Here is a 17,375-nt window from a genome sequence, read left to right as displayed (position 1 = left end):
ACCATGCATTCCTTACTCGAACGTATCAAAGCCGGCACGCTCTGGGACTTTCACGGCGGCATTCACCCCGCCGACAACAAGCTGCAATCAAGCCAGAGCCCTGTAGTAGACGCCGGTCTACCGCCGCGCCTCATTATTCCACTGCGCCAGCACGCAGGCCCCGCCGGCGATCTGCTGGTGCAGGTGGGCGACAAGGTCAAAAAAGGGCAACCGCTGACCCGTTATGCCAAGGGGCGGGTCGTCCCTGTCCATGCCTCCACCTCCGGCACCATCACCGAGATTGGCAACCACACGGTTGCCCACCCCTCCGGACTCGGCGATCTCTGTGTCATCCTCACCCCGGATGGGGAAGATGAATGGGGCGAGCGCAATGGCAAAGCCGATTACTGGAATCTGGAGCGGGGTGAGCTGCTCGAGCGCATCCAGCAGGCGGGAGTTGCGGGCCTTGGCGGCGCCGTGTTCCCCACTCACAGCAAACTCGACGGCCGCGGCCAGCTCACCGAGATCCTGATCGTCAATGGGCTGGAGTGCGAACCCTATATCACCACCGACGATCGGTTGATGCAGCAGTATGCCGACGAGATCATGGATGGCATCCGGGTGCTCAAGCACCTGCTCAAACCGAAACTCACCCTGATCGGGGTGGAAGACAACAAGCCCGAGGCGATCGAGCAACTGACCCGTCACGCCACCGATGAAGATGTGCTGGTCAAGACGGTGCCGACCAAGTACCCCTCGGGCGGAGCCAAGCAGACCATCGAGCTGCTCACCGGCCGTCAGGTGCCCAAAGGCGGCCGCGCGGTCGATATCGGCATCATGGTGCTCAACGTCGCCACCGTGTTTGCCATCAAGCGCGCCATTATCGACGGCGAGCCGCTGATCGAGCGGATCGTCACCCTCACCGGCGACAGCTTCAAAAAACCCGGCAACGCCTGGGTGCGCCTCGGTACGCCGGTACGCTGGCTGTTGCAGCGTTTCGAACTGCAACCGGAAGCGGAGCAGCGGGTGATCATGGGTGGCCCCATGATGGGCTTTACCCTGCCCCACGCCATGGTGCCTGTGGTCAAGGCCACCAACTGCCTGCTGGCACCGACGCAAGCCGAGCTGCCCGCTCCCGGCCCGGAGCAGCCCTGCATCCGCTGCAGCGCCTGCGCCGATGCCTGCCCGGCCACTCTGCTGCCGCAAGAGCTCTACTGGTACAGCCGGGCCAAGGAGTATGATAAGGCCGAGAAGCTCAACCTGATGGACTGCATCGAGTGCGGCGCCTGCGCCTGGGTCTGCCCCAGCGAGATCCCGCTGGTGCAGTACTACAAGATCGCCAAAGACGACATTCGCGAAGCCCGTGCCGAGGCCGAAAAAGCCGAACGCGCCAAGCAACGTTTCGAGGCCAAGCAGGCCCGTTTCGAGCGGGAGAAAGCGGCCCGCGAAGCGCGCCATGCCGAAGCTGCTGCCCAGCGCCGTCAAACCATGACGGCCGCAGGCGGGGAAGATCCGGTGGCAGCCGCCTTGGCCCGTATCAAGGCCAAGCAGGATGCCCCCATCACTGCCATTGCCGCCACCGCCGAGGGCTTGCCTGACAACAGCGCCGTGATTGCCGCCCGCGAAGCCCGCAAACGGGAAGCGGAGGCGCGCCGCGCCGCCAAACTGGCGGAGAGCGCAAACAGCGACACTGCCGCCGCAGCGCCGCAATCCGCCGAGGCGGCTGACCCCGCCAGCGATCCCAAGAAAGCAGCCATCGCCGCCGCACTGGCCCGCGCCAAGGCCAAGAAAGCCGCTCAGGCTGGCGATAGTGCCGAGCCTGTGACTGCCGAAGCCGTTGCTGCCCCTGCGGTAGATGCTGATCAGCAAAAGGCAGAGGTTGATCCGAAAAAAGCGGCGATTGCCGCCGCCATCGCCCGTGCCAAGGCTAAAAAGGCCGAAGCCAGTGGCGAGCCGGTAAGCGCAGCCAACAGCGCAACAACCGACGCTGACACCCAAAGCGATGCGCCATCTGCTGCCAGCGAAGCAGTTGACCCCAAGAAAGCCGCTATTGCTGCTGCCATCGCCCGGGCCAAGGCCAAGAAGGCCGCCCAGCAGGGTGACAGCACTGAGGGCGATCTGACTGAAAACGCAGGCACCAGCGAAACGGCTGCAACCCAAAGCGATGCGCCATCTGCGGCCAGCGAAGCGGTTGATCCCAAGAAAGCTGCTATCGCCGCTGCCATTGCCCGCACCAAGGCCAAAAAGCTGGCCCAGCAGGGCGAAAGTGCCGGTGTTGAAGATACGCAGAGTGAGCCAGCTGCCAGCGCACAGACCCGCGACGTGGCGGTAGCCAAGAGCGAAGTAACCACCAGCCACAGCGATACGGCTGAAATCGAAGCGGTCGATCCCAAGAAGGCCGCTATCGCCGCAGCCATCGCCCGTGCCAAGGCCAAAAAGCTGGCCCAGCAGGGCGCAAGTACCAGTGCTGAGGTAGCAAGTACCAGTGCAGAGGTAGAAAGTGCCGCTACTCAGGTAGATAGAGCCGAAACTGAGGGTGAGCGCGCACCTGCTGAGCCGATGCAAAGCGATGCAGCCAGCAGTGAGCAACCACTTGCCGTCACTGCCGCGCCTGAAGCGAGCGCCCCTGCGGCTGATGCCCCGGTTGATCCGAAAAAAGCGGCCATTGCAGCCGCCGTGGCCCGCGCCAAGGCAAAGAAGCTGGCGGCCGAGGCAGCCAGAGCAGCAGAGACTGCCGCTGAGGATGCCCCGTCAGCCGACCGAACAACCACAAGGTAATCGACAGACTCATGTTCAATATTGCGACTGCGCCGTTTGCCCATAACCGCAAACAGACCCGAACCCTGATGCTGCTGGTGATCCTGGCCTGCGTGCCGGGCTTGCTGGCCCAGACCTGGTTCTTCGGCTGGGGCTCCTTTATCCAGATCCTGCTGGCGCTGGTCACTGCGCTGCTGTGCGAGGCGCTGGTGCTCAAGCTCCGTGGCCGCGCCATCAAGCCTGCCCTGATGGATGGCAGTGCGGCGCTCACCGCCGTGCTGATCGGTCTCTCCCTGCCGCCGCTGCTGCCGTGGTGGATGCTGGTGGTGGGCACGGCTTTTGCCATCATCGTCGCCAAACACCTTTACGGCGGACTGGGCCAGAACCTGTTCAACCCGGCCATGGTCGCCTATGTGCTGCTGCTGGTCTCCTTCCCGGTGCAGATGACCAGCTGGCTGCCGCCAGAGAGCGTGCGCGCCTACAGCCTCGGCTTTGGTGATGCGGCGTCGGTGATCTTCACCGGCTTTAGCCTCGACGGCTACAGCATGGCTCAGCTCAAGCAGGGTGTGGATGGTCTCACCATGGCGACTCCGCTCGATACCCTGAAAACCGGCCTGACTCAGGGGCTCACCACCGGCGAGATCCTGAGCGGCCCGCTGTTCGAGGGTTGGGGCGGCATCGGCTGGAGCTGGGTCAACCTCGGCTACCTGCTGGGCGGCCTCTTCCTGCTGCAACAGAAGGTGATCAACTGGCGCATTCCCACCGCCATTCTCGGAGCCCTGCTGGCGGCCTCCACCATCGGCTATCTGGTGAGCCCGGATGCGACTGCCACGCCCATGTTCCATCTCTTTAGCGGCGCTACCATGCTGGGGGCCTTCTTTATCGCCACCGATCCGGTCAGCGCCTGCACCACGCCGCGCGGCCGACTGGTCTATGGCGTGCTGATCGGGGTGCTGGTCTACATCATTCGCCGCTTTGGCGGCTATCCGGATGCGTTCGCCTTCGCCGTGCTGCTGGCCAACCTTTGTGTGCCGTTTATCGACAGCCTGACTCGCCCGAAAGTGTATGGAGCTCGTCGCCAATGATGTTTCTGCCCTTTTCCCCCATCACAGCTGACGGAGCCCGTACATGTTAAAGAGCATGCGCAAGAACGGCCTTATTCTGGCGATGTTCGCGCTCGGCTGTACCGCGCTGGTGGTACTGACCAACGAGCTGACCAAGGATAAAATCGCCCACCAGCAACAGCTGGAGAAGCAGCAGACCCTCTCGGTATTGCTGCCGGAGGGGAGCTATGACAACGATCTGGTGGCCAGCTGCAAACAGGTGACCAGCAGGAAGTATCTGGGCAGCGATCAGCCGCAGGCCCTCTATACCGCCAGCAAGAATGGCGTGGTGACCGGCTATGCATTGGAGGCGATTGCGCCGGATGGCTACAGCGGGGCGATCCGCATCGTGGCGGGTTTTGATGCCAAGGGCACCATCACTGCCGTGCGCGTGCTCGCTCACAACGAGACCCCGGGCCTCGGTGACAAGATCGAGCTGAAGAAATCGGACTGGATCAACAGCTTTGCCGGAAAATTCCTGACCCATGACAACGAACCCCAGTGGGCGGTGAAGAAGGATGGCGGCGAGTTCGATGCCTTTACCGGCGCCACCATCACCCCGCGAGCCGTGGTCAAGGCGGTGAAGAACCTGCTTAAACTGCAGCAGGAGCAACCCGAACTGCTCAGCAACGCCCCGGCTTGTCCGGCGGCGAACTAACGGAGTCGAGCCATCATGAACCAGATGGAACAGATTGAAACGGGCGCAACCCCGCTTGCCGAGCTGGAAAGCCGCAAGGGTGAGCTCAAGGAGCTGATGAGTCAGGGGCTGTGGAAGAACAACCCCTCGCTGGTGCAGGTGCTGGGGCTCTGCCCGACCCTCGCCGTCTCCTCCACCTTTACCAATGCGCTGGGGCTGGGCCTTGCCACCATGGCGGTGCTGGTCTGCTCCAACCTCGCCGTCTCGCTGGTGCGCAACTGGGTGCCGAAGGATATTCGCATTCCGGTCTATGTGATGATCATCGCCTCGCTGGTGACCAGCGTGCAGCTGCTGATGAACGCCTACACCTATGGCCTCTATCAGGCGCTCGGCATCTTTATCGCCCTCATCGTCACCAACTGCGTCATCATCGGCCGCGCCGAGGCCTATGCCTCCAAGAACCCGCCGCTGCTGGCGGCCCTCGACGGCCTGATGATGGGCCTTGGCTTTACCCTGGTGCTGCTGGTACTGGGCGGCATGCGCGAGATCATCGGCATGGGCACCCTGTTTGATGGCGCCGAGCTGCTGCTGGGCGAGTGGGCCAAATCCCTGCGCATCGAGCTGTTCCACGCCGATGCCAGCCTGCTGCTGGCGATTTTGCCGCCGGGCGGCTTTATCGGGCTGGGGCTGCTGATCGCCGCCAAGAACGCCATCAACGACTGGCGGGACCGCAAACAGGCCGCTACCGTGGCCCACTGCAACGTTGCCCCGGCCCGCGTCCGGGCGACCGAGCTATGATCGGACGCAAGGCATGAACAACCAGAAACGCAGAGAGATCCTGGAGCGACTGCGGGAAAACAACCCCCACCCCACCACAGAGCTCAACTTCAATTCGCCGTTTGAACTCCTGATCGCCGTGCTGCTCTCGGCGCAGGCGACCGATGTCAGCGTCAACAAGGCGACCGACAAGCTCTATCCGGTGGCCAACACCCCGCAAGGGATGCTGGATCTCGGGGTGGACGGGCTCAAGGAGTACATCAAGACCATTGGCCTCTTCAACACCAAGGCCGAGAACGTCATCAAGACCTGCGCCATCTTGCTGGAGCGCCACGGAGGCGAGGTCCCGGAGAACCGCGAAGCGCTGGAAGCCCTGCCGGGCGTTGGTCGCAAGACCGCCAACGTGGTGCTCAACACCGCCTTTGGCTGGCCCACCATCGCCGTCGATACCCATATCTTCCGCGTATCGAACCGCACCGGCTTTGCGGTGGGCAAGAATGTGGATCAGGTGGAGGAGAAGCTGCTTAAAGTGGTGCCCGCCGAGTTCAAGCTGGATGTCCACCACTGGCTCATCCTGCACGGGCGTTACACCTGTCTGGCTCGCAAGCCCCGTTGTGGTTCCTGTATCATCGAGGACTTGTGCGAGTACAAAGAGAAGGTCTATCCAGAAAGCTGATGGCCTCGCAACCGAGATTGAAAGCAGTACACATCACCAACCCGGAGAACTGAGCAATGAGAATTCTGCATACCATGCTGCGTGTCGGCGATCTGCAACGCTCCATCGACTTCTACACCCGCGTCCTTGGCATGAAGCTGCTTCGCAAGAGCGAGAACAGCGAGTACAAGTACACCCTGGCCTTCGTCGGCTACGGTGACGAGAAAGATGAAGCGGTGATCGAGCTGACCTACAACTGGGGGGTGAGCGAGTACGAACTGGGCTCCGCCTACGGCCACATCGCACTGGAAGCGGACGACATCTATGCCACCTGTGAAGCGCTGCGCGCCGCCGGTGCCAAGATCACCCGTGAGCCGGGCCCGGTCAAGGGCGGCACCACCGTCATCGCCTTCGTCGAAGATCCGGACGGTTACAAGATTGAACTGATTGCCAAGAAAGATGCCGGCACCGGCCTTGGCGACAGCTTCTAAGCGGCCCGGGTAAAAACGCCCGATGGCAGGATCAAAAAAGAGCGCGCTGGCGCTCTTTTTTATGCTTGTCTGATTGGGCTGCCGGGCTAGATCTCGCCGTTGCGCCCCATGCTGATGACCACCCGCCGGTTCTTGGCACGCCCCTGCTCGGTTTCGTTGGAGGCAACGTGCTGCTTCTCGCCATGCCCCTCCACCGAGATCTTGCCGGGATCGATCCCCAGATCGACAAACACCTTCTTGATGGCATCGGCCCGCTTCTCAGAGAGTTTCAGGTTCGGCCAGCGGCCGCCATAACTGTCGCTGTAGGCGTCTATCACCACCACGTCGATGCTCTTGTCCGCCTTGATAAACTCGCTGATCATCGCCAGTCGCCGCTTGGAGGGGATGGAGAGCTGATCGCTGTTCTTGTCGTAGGTGAGCACGCTAAAGGCGATGTCGTTGAAGCTGTAGGGCAACAGCCCGCTCAGACAGTCGATAAAGGCCTGATATTTCACCCGAAAGTTGACCGACGAGAGGGACACTCGCACCGCGCGGTTCTGGCGATACCAGTCCCGATACTGGAAGGTCGGCATCCGCCCCCCCTCCAGCTCGTCGAGCATGGTCCAGGCGGTTTGCCCCTCTACCAGCCCATCGAACTGCTGATAGAAGCGCAGTTGACTCACTTCTCGCCCGGCTATCCCCGGGCGCCATACCGGCGGCATGATGCCAAGACTCACCGTCTGGGTCTGGGCCTGTGGCCGCTTGCCCTTGAGCTCGAAGTCGAGGTTGATCTTGCGCCCGGCGCGGCTGACAAAGGCCCCCGTTCCCCAGTTGGGGATCGGGTGTTCTAGGCGACACTCAATCTGGGTATCGGAGGTCAAACGCCAGACGGATTGATCCAGACCGGCACCAAATTCGGTGACCCCAGCCTGTAACTGCATACTCACGGATATGCTGACCAACCCCAACACCCAAGCGTTCAATTGCTTGTCCTCCACACGATCTCACAAGAGATATCGGCGGCAAGAGGCCAAGCTTTAGCGACAAACTGCAAAGGCGTGCCGTTGGTGTGGCAAAGGCTTGCCCCCAAGCGGCAACCGACCGCAAGCGGCGCCTATTCCCCCCTCTTAGCTCCGTGCCAACCGGCAGGAAGCTCGCTACAGTAAAACCAGGGCAACCAGACGCCGCTTATCGGGAACCACACTCATGCACAGCTCTTGCTCCTCTTTATTGCAGATGTTGTTGCCAATGCTGCTGGCGCTATCCGGCAGCGCCGTCAAGGCCGCAACACAGGATCAGGAGTGGGCACAAGAGCGCGCCAATGCGGTGCTCTCTCTGATGACCTTCACCGTGGTGCCCGACATCACCGCCAGCAACCTCGATATCGGCAGCGGCACCAATCAATCTGCCGCCCTCAACATGACCCAGATCGGTGGCGGCGCAACCATGAGCGAAGCCGTGCCCATCTATCTGGAAGGGGCGATCGGCTTTAGCCGCTACGATCCCCAGTTTGTGGTGAGCAACGGCACCGAAAGCCGCACCCTCCCGACCAAGTGGAACAGCCTGACAGCTTCGGGCGGGATCGGCTGGGATATCGCCCTCCATGAAGACCCGCGCGGTGGCCACTGGGTGCTGCGCCCTATCGCCAACGTCTCGCTCGGTACCATGGCCAGCGATCTGCGGATCGGCAACTGGCTGCTGGAGCGCACCAAGGGCTACTCGCTGGATTTTCTCGATGGTGGGCAGCTCAATATGTACGGACTGGGAGGCTCGCTGATGCTCGACTACGAGCTCTTTTCAAAGGCGCAGGATATCGATGTCGAAGTGCGCTACTCCTACCAGCACCTGCAGAGCTTTGGCGGTACCTCGACCAGCGTCCGTGGTCACGCCGAAGCGGAGAACCTCGGTCTCTATCTGCGCCGCCGGGCCCCGCTATTCCACTGGACCCTGCTTGACAGTCCGGTACGCTATGTACTGGAAGGGGCCCATACCGCATATCTGGGGGAGCAGCGGGGGTTGCTTGGATTTGACTCCCTCAACTCTATCGGCGCCGGTCTGGAGCTGGACAGCAGCAAGTACGACATCATCGTCACCCGTACCCGGCTGGTTGCCCGCTATATGTTCAGCCACAACACCAGCGGTTATTCCATCGGGTTGGCCATGAGTTTCTAAGTCGTTATATTTTCCTGCCACGAGTGGGCAATCCTCAGGGAAAGTACAGTAACACTCCGGATAATTATGCCCGTATTGATAGAAAATTTATTGAACCATCCCCGCTCATATTTCTCACCACCCAGCCATATCAGGTAAAAATATCTTCCTGCTGGCAGGCCAAATTTTCCACCCTCACACACAGAATATTGTAGTTTTTATCTGTATATTTACGGTGCGCAATGGCTCAGTGGCCCAGTGATGTCGCCAGCCTGCGCCCGCTTGCAACAGAAAAAATACAAAACGCCCGACATCACAGACCGACGGCCAACTTTATCGATATCCATAAGGAACCAAACCGGAGGTCCCCCATCATTTTCACAGTGACTTGAGTCGCTCCTAACTCATTGTTTTAAATGATTTATAGTTTTTCATATTTTATGAATCCAATTAATCCTGTTTTATTTTACTTACATCACCCGACTGCTAAATTTGGCGTCATCCCGGCAGGACGAGGCGCACTGAAACGACTGACTGCGGGCTACCGATAACAGGTGTGCAATGAGCACAGAAATAACGTTCAGGCATAGCAACCGTTATTTTGACGACATCACACTTGCTGATCCTTGTTGATTTGAGGTTATCTGATGAAAAAAACGCTGCTTGCTCTCTCTGTATTGGTCATGACCGGAACCGCATATGCAGGGGTGCCTGATTTATCCGCCAGTTGTCCTGGACATATTAATCTTCGCGTCGAAGATGGCACGGCTTATATCAATAGCCAGCAAGTTCCACTTAAAAAAGTGAATTCAAATTTCTACGAGGCGAGCAAGGGGCGCACCACCCTCTCCATGGTGAAAAATGGCGACTGGGGCATCACCTATTTTGTCAAAAATGGCGACAGCGGCGCCTGCCAGCTCAATGACGATGAGAACGATGACGACGGCGATGATAATGAAATCGCCAGTAGCAGTGCCTACAACGGCAGCACTGCACAAACCAAGGTTGCCGAGAACGCCTGCATGAACGCCGTCGCCAGAAAAGCGGGCGTCAGCCGCAGCAAACTGACCCTCGACTATGTGGCCGACTCCCAGGCGGGGATGATGATTGACATCAAAGGGCCCCATGACCGGCTCTGGCACTGCCTCACCGACGCCCGCGGCCATATTTCTGGCATCAATCAGGACTGATTTCGAGCCACGGCTCAACGGGGCCCACACCGACCGTGGGGCTCCACCCCTTATCCATTGCAATTATTTGATACAGGTAAATGAAGATGAAATCCAAACAGACTCTGCTCAATGTCGCCCTCGGTTGCCTGCTGGCGGTCGGTATCTCCGGCTGCGCCGTGGCCAAAACCCATCACGGCCACAAGACCCATGCCCAAGCGCACGCTCAGGAAGGGGCCGTGCAGTATGGCGACGAGAGCCCGTGGGCTGGCAACTATAAAGCGGTCACTGACGATGGCCGCACCGTGGCCGAAATTCACGTCGATACCACAGGGGAAACCTATATCGATGGCAATCAGGTAAAACCAAGTCACAGCGGCAGCGACTACCTGAAATTCAAGCAGGAGACCATCACTTACACCCTGCGCAAAAGCGGTGCCAGCTGGAAAGACAGCGATGCCGGCACCAGCGGCCGTATCCTGTTCGATTGATAATCCCGACACCGGCCTTGCCAGACACCAAGCCCCGCCAAGGGGCTTTTTTGCACCTGCGATTTACCATCAACCACAGCCCGCCCCGAAAAATCCAGCCTTGTCACAGAGTTAGTGCAATCTGTCACATATTCCTGTTGATGAAATTGTTAGGATGGTTCAGTTCGGCGCCCAATTGTCCGCATGAAACCATGATGTCGATTGCCAGCCGCAGTGGCTGGGTGATCACTGCGCCCGGAATGAAAATGACCTGCCGAACGCCAGCCAAGTATTTGCGCCACCAGTTACACCACAGGGATAGAGATTTTTGCCATGGCCAAGTTTTTGAATACCAGCGCAACCAACTACTTTCTGGAAGAACTTATCAAAGATGCCAAAGATCGTCTGATCCTGATCAGCCCCTTCCTCAAGCTCAACGACAGGATCAAGGAGCTGCTCACCGACAAGAACCGCCTCAAGATCGATGTGCGGATCGTCTATGGCAAAAGTGAGCTGCAACCGGAAGAGATCAGCTGGCTCAAAGAGCTCACCTATATCCGCACCAGCTTTTGCAAAAACCTCCATGCCAAGTGCTATCTCAATGAAGAGATGTGCATTGTCACCAGCCTCAATCTCTACGAGTTCAGTCAGGTCAATAACAACGAGATGGGGGTATTGATCCAACGCTCGGAAGATCATGACCTTTACCGTGATGCCTATGATGAAGCCCAACGGATTATCCGGGTTAGCGAAGAGGTTCGCATCACGTTGGAGCGCGTCGCAAGCAACAGTGACGAGCATGATACCTCGACCGCCAATACAGCTCCGGCACCAGCTTGTCCCAAATGCGGTACCCCTATGGTATTGCGTATCAGCAAGCGGGGGGACACCAAGGGCAATAGCTTCTGGGGCTGTCCCGGCTATCCACAATGCCGCAGCTTGCTCCCTATTGAGAACTAAGCATCGAATTAAAAATCACTTGATCCTGAAAAGATCACTAAATTCATAAATTTAAAATAAGGATGTTGTATGCCAGAGTTAGCTATCTCAGATTTCACTAATATCGCTGTTGCAACGGGCTCACCTAAAAACACAAAACTTAGACAGATCGCTCTTAGAGGTGACTACGCACACTATAAAGATTATTACTTGCAACTTAGAACAGCTATAAAGTCTCTTTTTAGCCAAAAGAGACACGTTTCATACCTGATTGACATATCACGAAGGCAAAAGGACTCTAGTAAAAAAATAAAATTTGAACGTCTCGCTCAAAATTTTATTCAATGGCAGTCAGGTAAGAAAATTGATGTCTATGCATCATTGCGCGAGTCCTTCGTTTTTAATAGTACAACTATTCATTGTAACCCCGAGCTAAGCGCATTAATAAATGGGGTTAGAACTCATGTCAAGCTCCATTTCACCGAGACACAGAGAATGACAAAGGAGCGAGCGGACTACATCTGCTATTTAATGCATGAAGCAATTCAAGAGGTTGGTGCGGAATATATCGTTCTTGATTTACATTCAGGCCAAGAGTTCAGACTTACCTCTAACAGAGACAGAATGGAGGAAAAAGTGTGTCAGGAAATATTATGGATTGAGCAGAACTGGCCTATTTAACTCTTCGAGGATTATTCATGAAATGTGCACTGATCTATGATTTTGATGGAACCTTGGCTGAAGGTGATTGCGCCCAGCATGGGGTTATGCCCGAATTAGAGATAACAGATATTCCTGAATTTTGGGCTAGTGTTAAGCGTAGAGCAAAGGACGATGACGGCGATGAAATTTTAACCTATCTTGGCATGCTGGCAGAAAGGGCTCGCATGCTTAAATCTGATGTCCTTAGTACAGAAAAACTAATGATGCATGGACAATCTATCCCCCTATTCAGTGGCGTCGAGTCATGGTTTGACAGAATTGACAGGTTTGCAGAAAGTATTGACCTAGAATTAGAGCATTACATTATATCAAGCGGTCTTGATGCAATGATCAGAGGTACTTGCATTGGAAATAAATTTCGTGACATTTACGCTTGCAAGTATCACTACTCAGATGATAAGTATTACGCAACATGGCCAGCTCAAGCAATAAACTATACAACAAAGACCCAGTTTCTATTTAGAATAAACAAAGGGATACATAATTCTTGGGATAATGGAGAGGTAAACAAATTTATTGAACTTCAAGATAGAGATATCCCCTTCCAGAGGATGATATATCTTGGTGATGGTGATACAGACATTCCATCCATGAAGATGGTCAGATATCAAGGTGGTAGATCTATAGCAGTCTTTGATAACAAAAAATGGCCTTTGAAATCAACTCAAGACAAAGTTGAAAAACTCATTTCTGAAGAGAGAGCTGATTATGTTGTTCCTGCTCTGTATGATGAAGGTAGTCACCTAGATATTACTGTGAAAGGCTTGTTGAGGCTATTTAAAAGAAAGGGATAACTCTTAAATTATGTATTGATATAAATATGGGCGGCCAATTGGCCGCCCTTAATGTTTCTTAGCGAATCGTCGCCATCTGCCGCACGCAGCGTTGCTCCCTGTCATCTACCCGCTTGGCAAACCAGGCGGTGGTGAGGTTGCGGGTGATTTTCGGGCTTTTTAGCTGAATGCCGGGCAGGATGGCGCGGGGCAGTCGCTTGCCCGCTTGCTTGTCGGCCAGGGTAAAGATGCGATGGTAGAGATCGGTCTCGGCAAATTCGGCGGTATCCCCTTTACGCAGGCTCTGGTGGATCGCCTGTTTGCTCATATTGACCCGGTTGGCGAGGGTGTAGACGGCCAGCTCGGTGTTGCCCGGCAGATCCGAGTCATAGCGGATCAGATCCCCGTCCAGCGCCAGAGTTTTGCCACTCAAGCGGCTGACGGCGGCCTGAAAAGCGGCATTGCGACTGGCATACCAGCCGGCGTTGAAGTCGGCAAAGCGGTAGAGGGTATCCGGGTAGTCGACGGGATAACCGAAGATATGCTTGGTGCCAAACCAGATGCCGCCGCGACGGGTAAAGACTTCGTGGCGAATGGAATCCTTGATTGGATAGGGGTAGCCACGGGCGTTGGCCTCGGCAAAGGCGATGCTCACCTGCATCGGGCCACCGGTATGCACCGGGTTGAGGTTGCCAAACAGCGTCTTGCCCATCGGCAGCATGCTGATCATATCTTCGAAGATTTCACTCATCTCCCGTTCGGTACGCAACTTGTCGATGCGCTCGGCATAGCTCTTGCCGGTGGGCGAGTTGATGGAGAGCGCGGCCCGCACCATAAATTCGGGGATCAGCAGCTTGGCTGCCCGTGAGTTGATCTCTTTCCAGGCGATCTTGCCAAGGCCCGGCACCACGGGGTCGGCCTGATAAGTGGCTTCCTGCTCCGCCACCGCCAGCACGCTGCAGACATTGTGATCATTGACCGTCACCCCCTGGGTGGTGAGCGCCGTCACCACGTCGTTGGCCCACCCCTGTTTGTCAGGCACCTGACGGGGCAAGAAGCGCACGATGCGGCTCTTCATATCCGCCGGTTTGCGCGGCTGCATGGCAGGCGGCGTTTTGGGGTTGCTCACGCTCGCCTCTTTGGCAGGCGCGGAGGCGGGATCACTGGCACAACCGGCCAGCAACAAGGCAGCGCAGAAGGCAAGAAGACGACAGGAAGGCAAAGCGGTCATAAGCATGTCCATTTTTTGTAGGCCCTACAGGCAGCGCCGCTGGCACTGCACTGACAAGCAAAGTGGGGCCATTGTAGAGGATTGCCTGCTGCAGTTGAAACCCGCGCTCGCAGCATCCCCTCCCCTTGCCAGCTTTTGCCACCCCACGCGCCATCCGTTGTCTGCGATGAGGAAGACATGACCTTCTTCAAGGATTCACCCGGCCCGAACCGAACGGTGAGCGCCTGATAAAAAGAAACCCCCGCCATCGCTGGCGGGGGTTGGTCGTCTGGCAAGTCGGGCTGATGCCCGCTGCAAACTCTTAGCGGTTTTTCACCTTCTGGTGCAGCTCCTGCACCGAGTTGACGTTGGCGGTGGCATCCACGCTGATGGCCATGCAGGTGGCAAACGCCTCATTCATGGTGGTGGTATACGCCACCTTGTTCTGCAAGGCGGCGCGACGCAGCTGCTTGGAGTCCTGGATCGCCACTCGCCCTTCGGCGGTGTTGACGATGTAGGTGTACTCGCCATTCTTGATGCGGTCGAGAATGTGCGGGCGACCTTCGTGCACCTTGTTGACCAGGCGCGGGTTGATGCTTGCTTCACCCAGCGCGACCGCGGTGCCGTGAGTGGCATCCAGCTCGTAGCCCAGCTCCAGCAGCTTGGCGGCCAAGTCGACCACCTGCGCCTTGTCGCTGTGGCGCACCGACAACAGGGCGCGCCCCTCTTTCGGTACGGCGTGGTTGGCACCCAGCTGCGCCTTGGCATAGGCCTCGGCAAAGCTGCTGCCCACCCCCATAACCTCACCGGTAGAGCGCATCTCCGGCCCCAGCAGCGGGTCAACCCCCGGGAACTTGGCAAACGGCAGTACCACCTCTTTCACCGAGTAGTAGGGCGGGATGATCTCTTTGGTAAAGCCCTGTTCTTGCAGCGACTGACCGGCCATCACACGGGCGGCAATCTTGGCCAGCGGGGCACCGGTCGCCTTGGAGACGAACGGCACGGTACGGGCAGCACGCGGGTTCACCTCGATGAGGTAGATGTCATCGCCCTTGACCGCGAACTGCACGTTCATCAGGCCGATAACGCCGAGCTCCAGCGCCAGCTTGCGCACCTGCTCGCGGATCTCGTCCTGAATCTTCTTGGACAAGGTGTAAGGAGGCAGGGAGCAACCGGAGTCACCGGAGTGAATACCGGCCTGCTCGATGTGCTCCATGATGCCGCCGATGACCACGTCGGTTCCGTCGCAGATGGCATCCACGTCCAGCTCGGTCGCATCGTCCAGGAAGCGGTCCAGCAGTACCGGCGATTCGTTGGAGACGCTGACCGCCTCGGCGAAGTAGCGACGCAGATCCTGCTCGTCATAGACGATTTCCATGGCGCGGCCACCCAGCACGTAGGAGGGGCGAACCACCAGCGGGTAGGTAATGCGCTCGGCCAGCAGCACGGCCTGCTCCAGCGCGGTGACGGTGCCGTTTTCCGGCTGCTTGAGGCCAAGGCGCTCGACGGCAGACTGGAAGCGCTCGCGGTCTTCGGCGCGGTCGATGGCATCCGGGCTGGTACCGATAATCGGCACGCCGTTGGCTTCCAGTGCTCGGGCCAGTTTCAGCGGGGTCTGGCCACCGTACTGAACGATGACGCCCTTGGGTTTTTCGATGCGCACGATTTCCAGCACATCTTCCAGGGTCACCGGCTCGAAGTAGAGGCGATCCGAGGTGTCGTAATCGGTGGAGACGGTCTCCGGGTTGCAGTTGACCATGATGGTCTCGTAACCATCTTCGCGCAGGGCCAGCGCCGCGTGCACGCAGCAGTAGTCGAACTCGATACCCTGACCGATACGGTTCGGGCCGCCGCCGATGATCATGATCTTGTCGCGGTTGCTCGGGGCCGCTTCGCACTCCTCGTCATAGCTCGAATACATGTAGGCGGTGTTGGTGGCGAACTCGGCGGCGCAGGTATCGACCCGCTTGTAGACCGGGAAGATGTTGTGGCGGGCGCGCAGTTTGCGCACTTCCCCTTCGGCCACACCGAGGATCTTGGCCAGACGGGCATCGGCAAAGCCTTTGCGCTTGAGGGCTCGCAGGAAGTCGGCATCGAGACCGGCCATGCCGCGCTCTTTCACCTCTTCTTCCAGCTTCACCAGATCTTCAATCTGTACCAGGAACCAGGGGTCAATCTTGGTCAGCTTGAAGATGCCGTCCATGGAGAGACCGGCGCGGAACGCATCGGCGATATAGAAGATACGGTCGCTACCGGCGTCCTGCAGCTCGTGACGGATGCGGGTCAGGGAGTCCGGGGCATTGAGGTCAACCATGGGGTCGAAGCCGGTTTTGCCGGTTTCGAGGCTGCGCAGCGCCTTGTGCAGGGACTCTTGGAAGTTGCGGCCGATGGCCATCACTTCGCCGACCGACTTCATCTGGGTCGTCAGACGGTCGTTGGCACCGGCGAATTTTTCGAAGTTGAAGCGCGGCACCTTGGTGACCACATAGTCGATGGCCGGCTCGAAGGAGGCCGGAGTGCGACCGCCGGTGATGTCGTTCATCAGCTCGTCGAGGGTGTAACCGATGGCGAGCTTGGCAGCGATCTTGGCAATGGGGAAACCGGTCGCCTTGGAGGCCAGCGCAGAGGAGCGCGACACCCGCGGGTTCATCTCGATGATGACCATGCGGCCATCTTTCGGGTTGATACCGAACTGGACGTTGGAGCCGCCGGTCTCGACGCCGATTTCGCGCAGCACCGCCATGGAGGCGTTGCGCATCAGCTGGTACTCCTTGTCGGTCAGCGTCTGGGCTGGCGCGACCGTGATGGAGTCACCGGTGTGGATACCCATGGGGTCGAAGTTTTCGATGGCGCAGACGATGATGCAGTTGTCGTTGCGATCCCGCACCACTTCCATCTCGTACTCTTTCCAGCCGATCAGCGACTCGTCGATGAGCAGCTCTTTGGTCGGCGACAAGTCCAGACCGCGCTCGCAGATCTCGACGAACTCTTCGGTGTTGTAGGCGATGCCGCCGCCGGAGCCGCCCATGGTAAAGGAGGGACGGATGATGCAGGGGAAGCCGACCATCTGCTGCACGCCCCACGCCTCTTCCATGTTGTGGGCGATACCGGCACGCGGGCACTCGAGGCCAATGCTGCGCATCGCCTTGTCAAAACGGGAGCGGTCTTCGGCCTTGTCGATGGCGTCGGCGGTGGCACCGATCATCTCGACACCGAACTCGGCCAGCACGCCATGCTTCTCCAGTGCCAGTGCGCAGTTAAGCGCAGTCTGGCCGCCCATGGTGGGCAGGATGGCGTCCGGGCGCTCTTTCTTGATGATTTCGCGCACCACTTCCCAGGTGATGGGCTCGATGTAGGTGGCGTCAGCCATCTCCGGGTCGGTCATGATGGTGGCCGGGTTGGAGTTGACCAGAATAACGCGGTAGCCCTCCTCGCGCAGGGCTTTGCACGCCTGGGCGCCGGAGTAGTCAAATTCGCAGGCTTGGCCGATGACGATGGGGCCGGCGCCGAGGATCAGGATGCTCTGAAGGTCATTACGTTTTGGCATGAAACTCTTTCCTCT

The 17,375-nt window shown here is 58.2% G+C and carries 15 protein-coding genes; 12 read left to right on the top strand and 3 right to left on the bottom strand.

All coding sequences use genetic code 11. The features are described from left to right. Positions 1–3 precede the first annotated feature (3 nt). From rsxC to gloA, 6 genes are read left to right on the top strand one after another with little or no spacing between them, the layout of a single operon-like run. Entirely contained in the window at positions 4–2,757 is a 2,754-nt protein-coding gene (rsxC, locus tag AB5Y73_RS06805) for an electron transport complex subunit RsxC (RefSeq protein WP_107682338.1), read from the top strand. An 11-nt stretch (positions 2,758–2,768) separates the two neighbouring features. After that, a complete protein-coding gene (rsxD, locus tag AB5Y73_RS06800) occupies positions 2,769–3,821 on the top strand; it encodes an electron transport complex subunit RsxD (protein ID WP_005337606.1) in 1,053 nt (350 codons plus the stop codon). A 43-nt stretch (positions 3,822–3,864) separates the two neighbouring features. Beyond that, entirely contained in the window at positions 3,865–4,497 is a 633-nt protein-coding gene (rsxG, locus tag AB5Y73_RS06795; RefSeq protein WP_005359614.1) for an electron transport complex subunit RsxG, read from the top strand. Between the two features lie 24 nt (positions 4,498–4,521). After that, positions 4,522–5,274: an electron transport complex subunit E gene (locus AB5Y73_RS06790; RefSeq protein ID WP_026035010.1), complete on the top strand. Its 753-nt coding sequence runs from the start codon at positions 4,522–4,524 to the stop codon at positions 5,272–5,274. A 13-nt stretch (positions 5,275–5,287) separates the two neighbouring features. Then, positions 5,288–5,929, top strand: a complete 642-nt coding sequence (gene nth / locus AB5Y73_RS06785; protein ID WP_107682337.1) for an endonuclease III — start codon at positions 5,288–5,290, stop codon at positions 5,927–5,929. 56 nt (positions 5,930–5,985) lie between these two features. Further along, positions 5,986–6,399, top strand: coding sequence for a lactoylglutathione lyase (gene gloA, locus AB5Y73_RS06780; protein WP_005337610.1), 414 nt, complete (start codon positions 5,986–5,988; stop codon positions 6,397–6,399). A gap of 86 nt (positions 6,400–6,485) precedes the next feature. Here the strand turns inward: gloA and AB5Y73_RS06775 are convergent, their stop codons facing one another. Further along, complete coding sequence (locus AB5Y73_RS06775; RefSeq protein ID WP_005337611.1) at positions 6,486–7,361, bottom strand: OmpA family protein; 876 nt, start codon at positions 7,359–7,361, stop codon at positions 6,486–6,488. Between the two features lie 265 nt (positions 7,362–7,626). Here AB5Y73_RS06775 and AB5Y73_RS06770 point away from each other — a divergent pair, with 265 nt between their 5' ends. The 6 genes from AB5Y73_RS06770 to AB5Y73_RS06745 all read left to right on the top strand — a co-directional run bounded on the left by AB5Y73_RS06770 (position 7,627) and on the right by AB5Y73_RS06745 (position 12,624). After that, positions 7,627–8,550, top strand: coding sequence for an autotransporter domain-containing protein (locus tag AB5Y73_RS06770; RefSeq protein WP_234829689.1), 924 nt, complete (start codon positions 7,627–7,629; stop codon positions 8,548–8,550). A 626-nt stretch (positions 8,551–9,176) separates the two neighbouring features. Then, positions 9,177–9,719 (top strand): hypothetical protein, encoded by a 543-nt coding sequence (locus AB5Y73_RS06765; protein WP_107682335.1) that lies wholly within the window; start codon positions 9,177–9,179, stop codon positions 9,717–9,719. 86 nt (positions 9,720–9,805) lie between these two features. Beyond that, positions 9,806–10,189, top strand: a complete 384-nt coding sequence (locus AB5Y73_RS06760) for a hypothetical protein (RefSeq protein ID WP_042056543.1) — start codon at positions 9,806–9,808, stop codon at positions 10,187–10,189. Positions 10,190–10,501: 312 nt separating this feature from the next. Continuing rightward, positions 10,502–11,128, top strand: coding sequence for a phospholipase D family protein (locus AB5Y73_RS06755; RefSeq protein WP_021230635.1), 627 nt, complete (start codon positions 10,502–10,504; stop codon positions 11,126–11,128). A gap of 69 nt (positions 11,129–11,197) precedes the next feature. After that, positions 11,198–11,788: a hypothetical protein gene (locus tag AB5Y73_RS06750; protein WP_047436828.1), complete on the top strand. Its 591-nt coding sequence runs from the start codon at positions 11,198–11,200 to the stop codon at positions 11,786–11,788. A 17-nt stretch (positions 11,789–11,805) separates the two neighbouring features. After that, the gene (locus AB5Y73_RS06745) at positions 11,806–12,624 is read left to right on the top strand and encodes an HAD family hydrolase (RefSeq protein ID WP_021230633.1); all 819 of its coding nucleotides are present in this window, start codon (positions 11,806–11,808) and stop codon (positions 12,622–12,624) included. A gap of 58 nt (positions 12,625–12,682) precedes the next feature. On the opposite strand, the gene AB5Y73_RS06740 is transcribed toward AB5Y73_RS06745, so the two are convergent. Together AB5Y73_RS06740 and carB are read right to left on the bottom strand one after the other, a co-directional pair. Then, positions 12,683–13,834 carry a DUF1615 domain-containing protein gene (locus AB5Y73_RS06740; RefSeq protein ID WP_100646200.1) on the bottom strand — a complete coding sequence of 384 codons (1,152 nt, stop codon included), beginning with the start codon at positions 13,832–13,834 and terminating at the stop codon, positions 12,683–12,685. Positions 13,835–14,135: 301 nt separating this feature from the next. Further along, positions 14,136–17,360, bottom strand: coding sequence for a carbamoyl-phosphate synthase large subunit (gene carB, locus AB5Y73_RS06735; RefSeq protein ID WP_005337626.1), 3,225 nt, complete (start codon positions 17,358–17,360; stop codon positions 14,136–14,138). Positions 17,361–17,375 lie beyond the last annotated feature (15 nt).

Origin of the sequence: Aeromonas sp. s7(2024), from assembly GCF_040907825.1 — a bacterium.
GTDB classification, from domain to species: domain Bacteria; phylum Pseudomonadota; class Gammaproteobacteria; order Enterobacterales; family Aeromonadaceae; genus Aeromonas; species Aeromonas veronii.
Note: the sequence above shows the minus strand (reverse complement) of the source record. Positions and strands in the feature narration are given on the sequence as shown.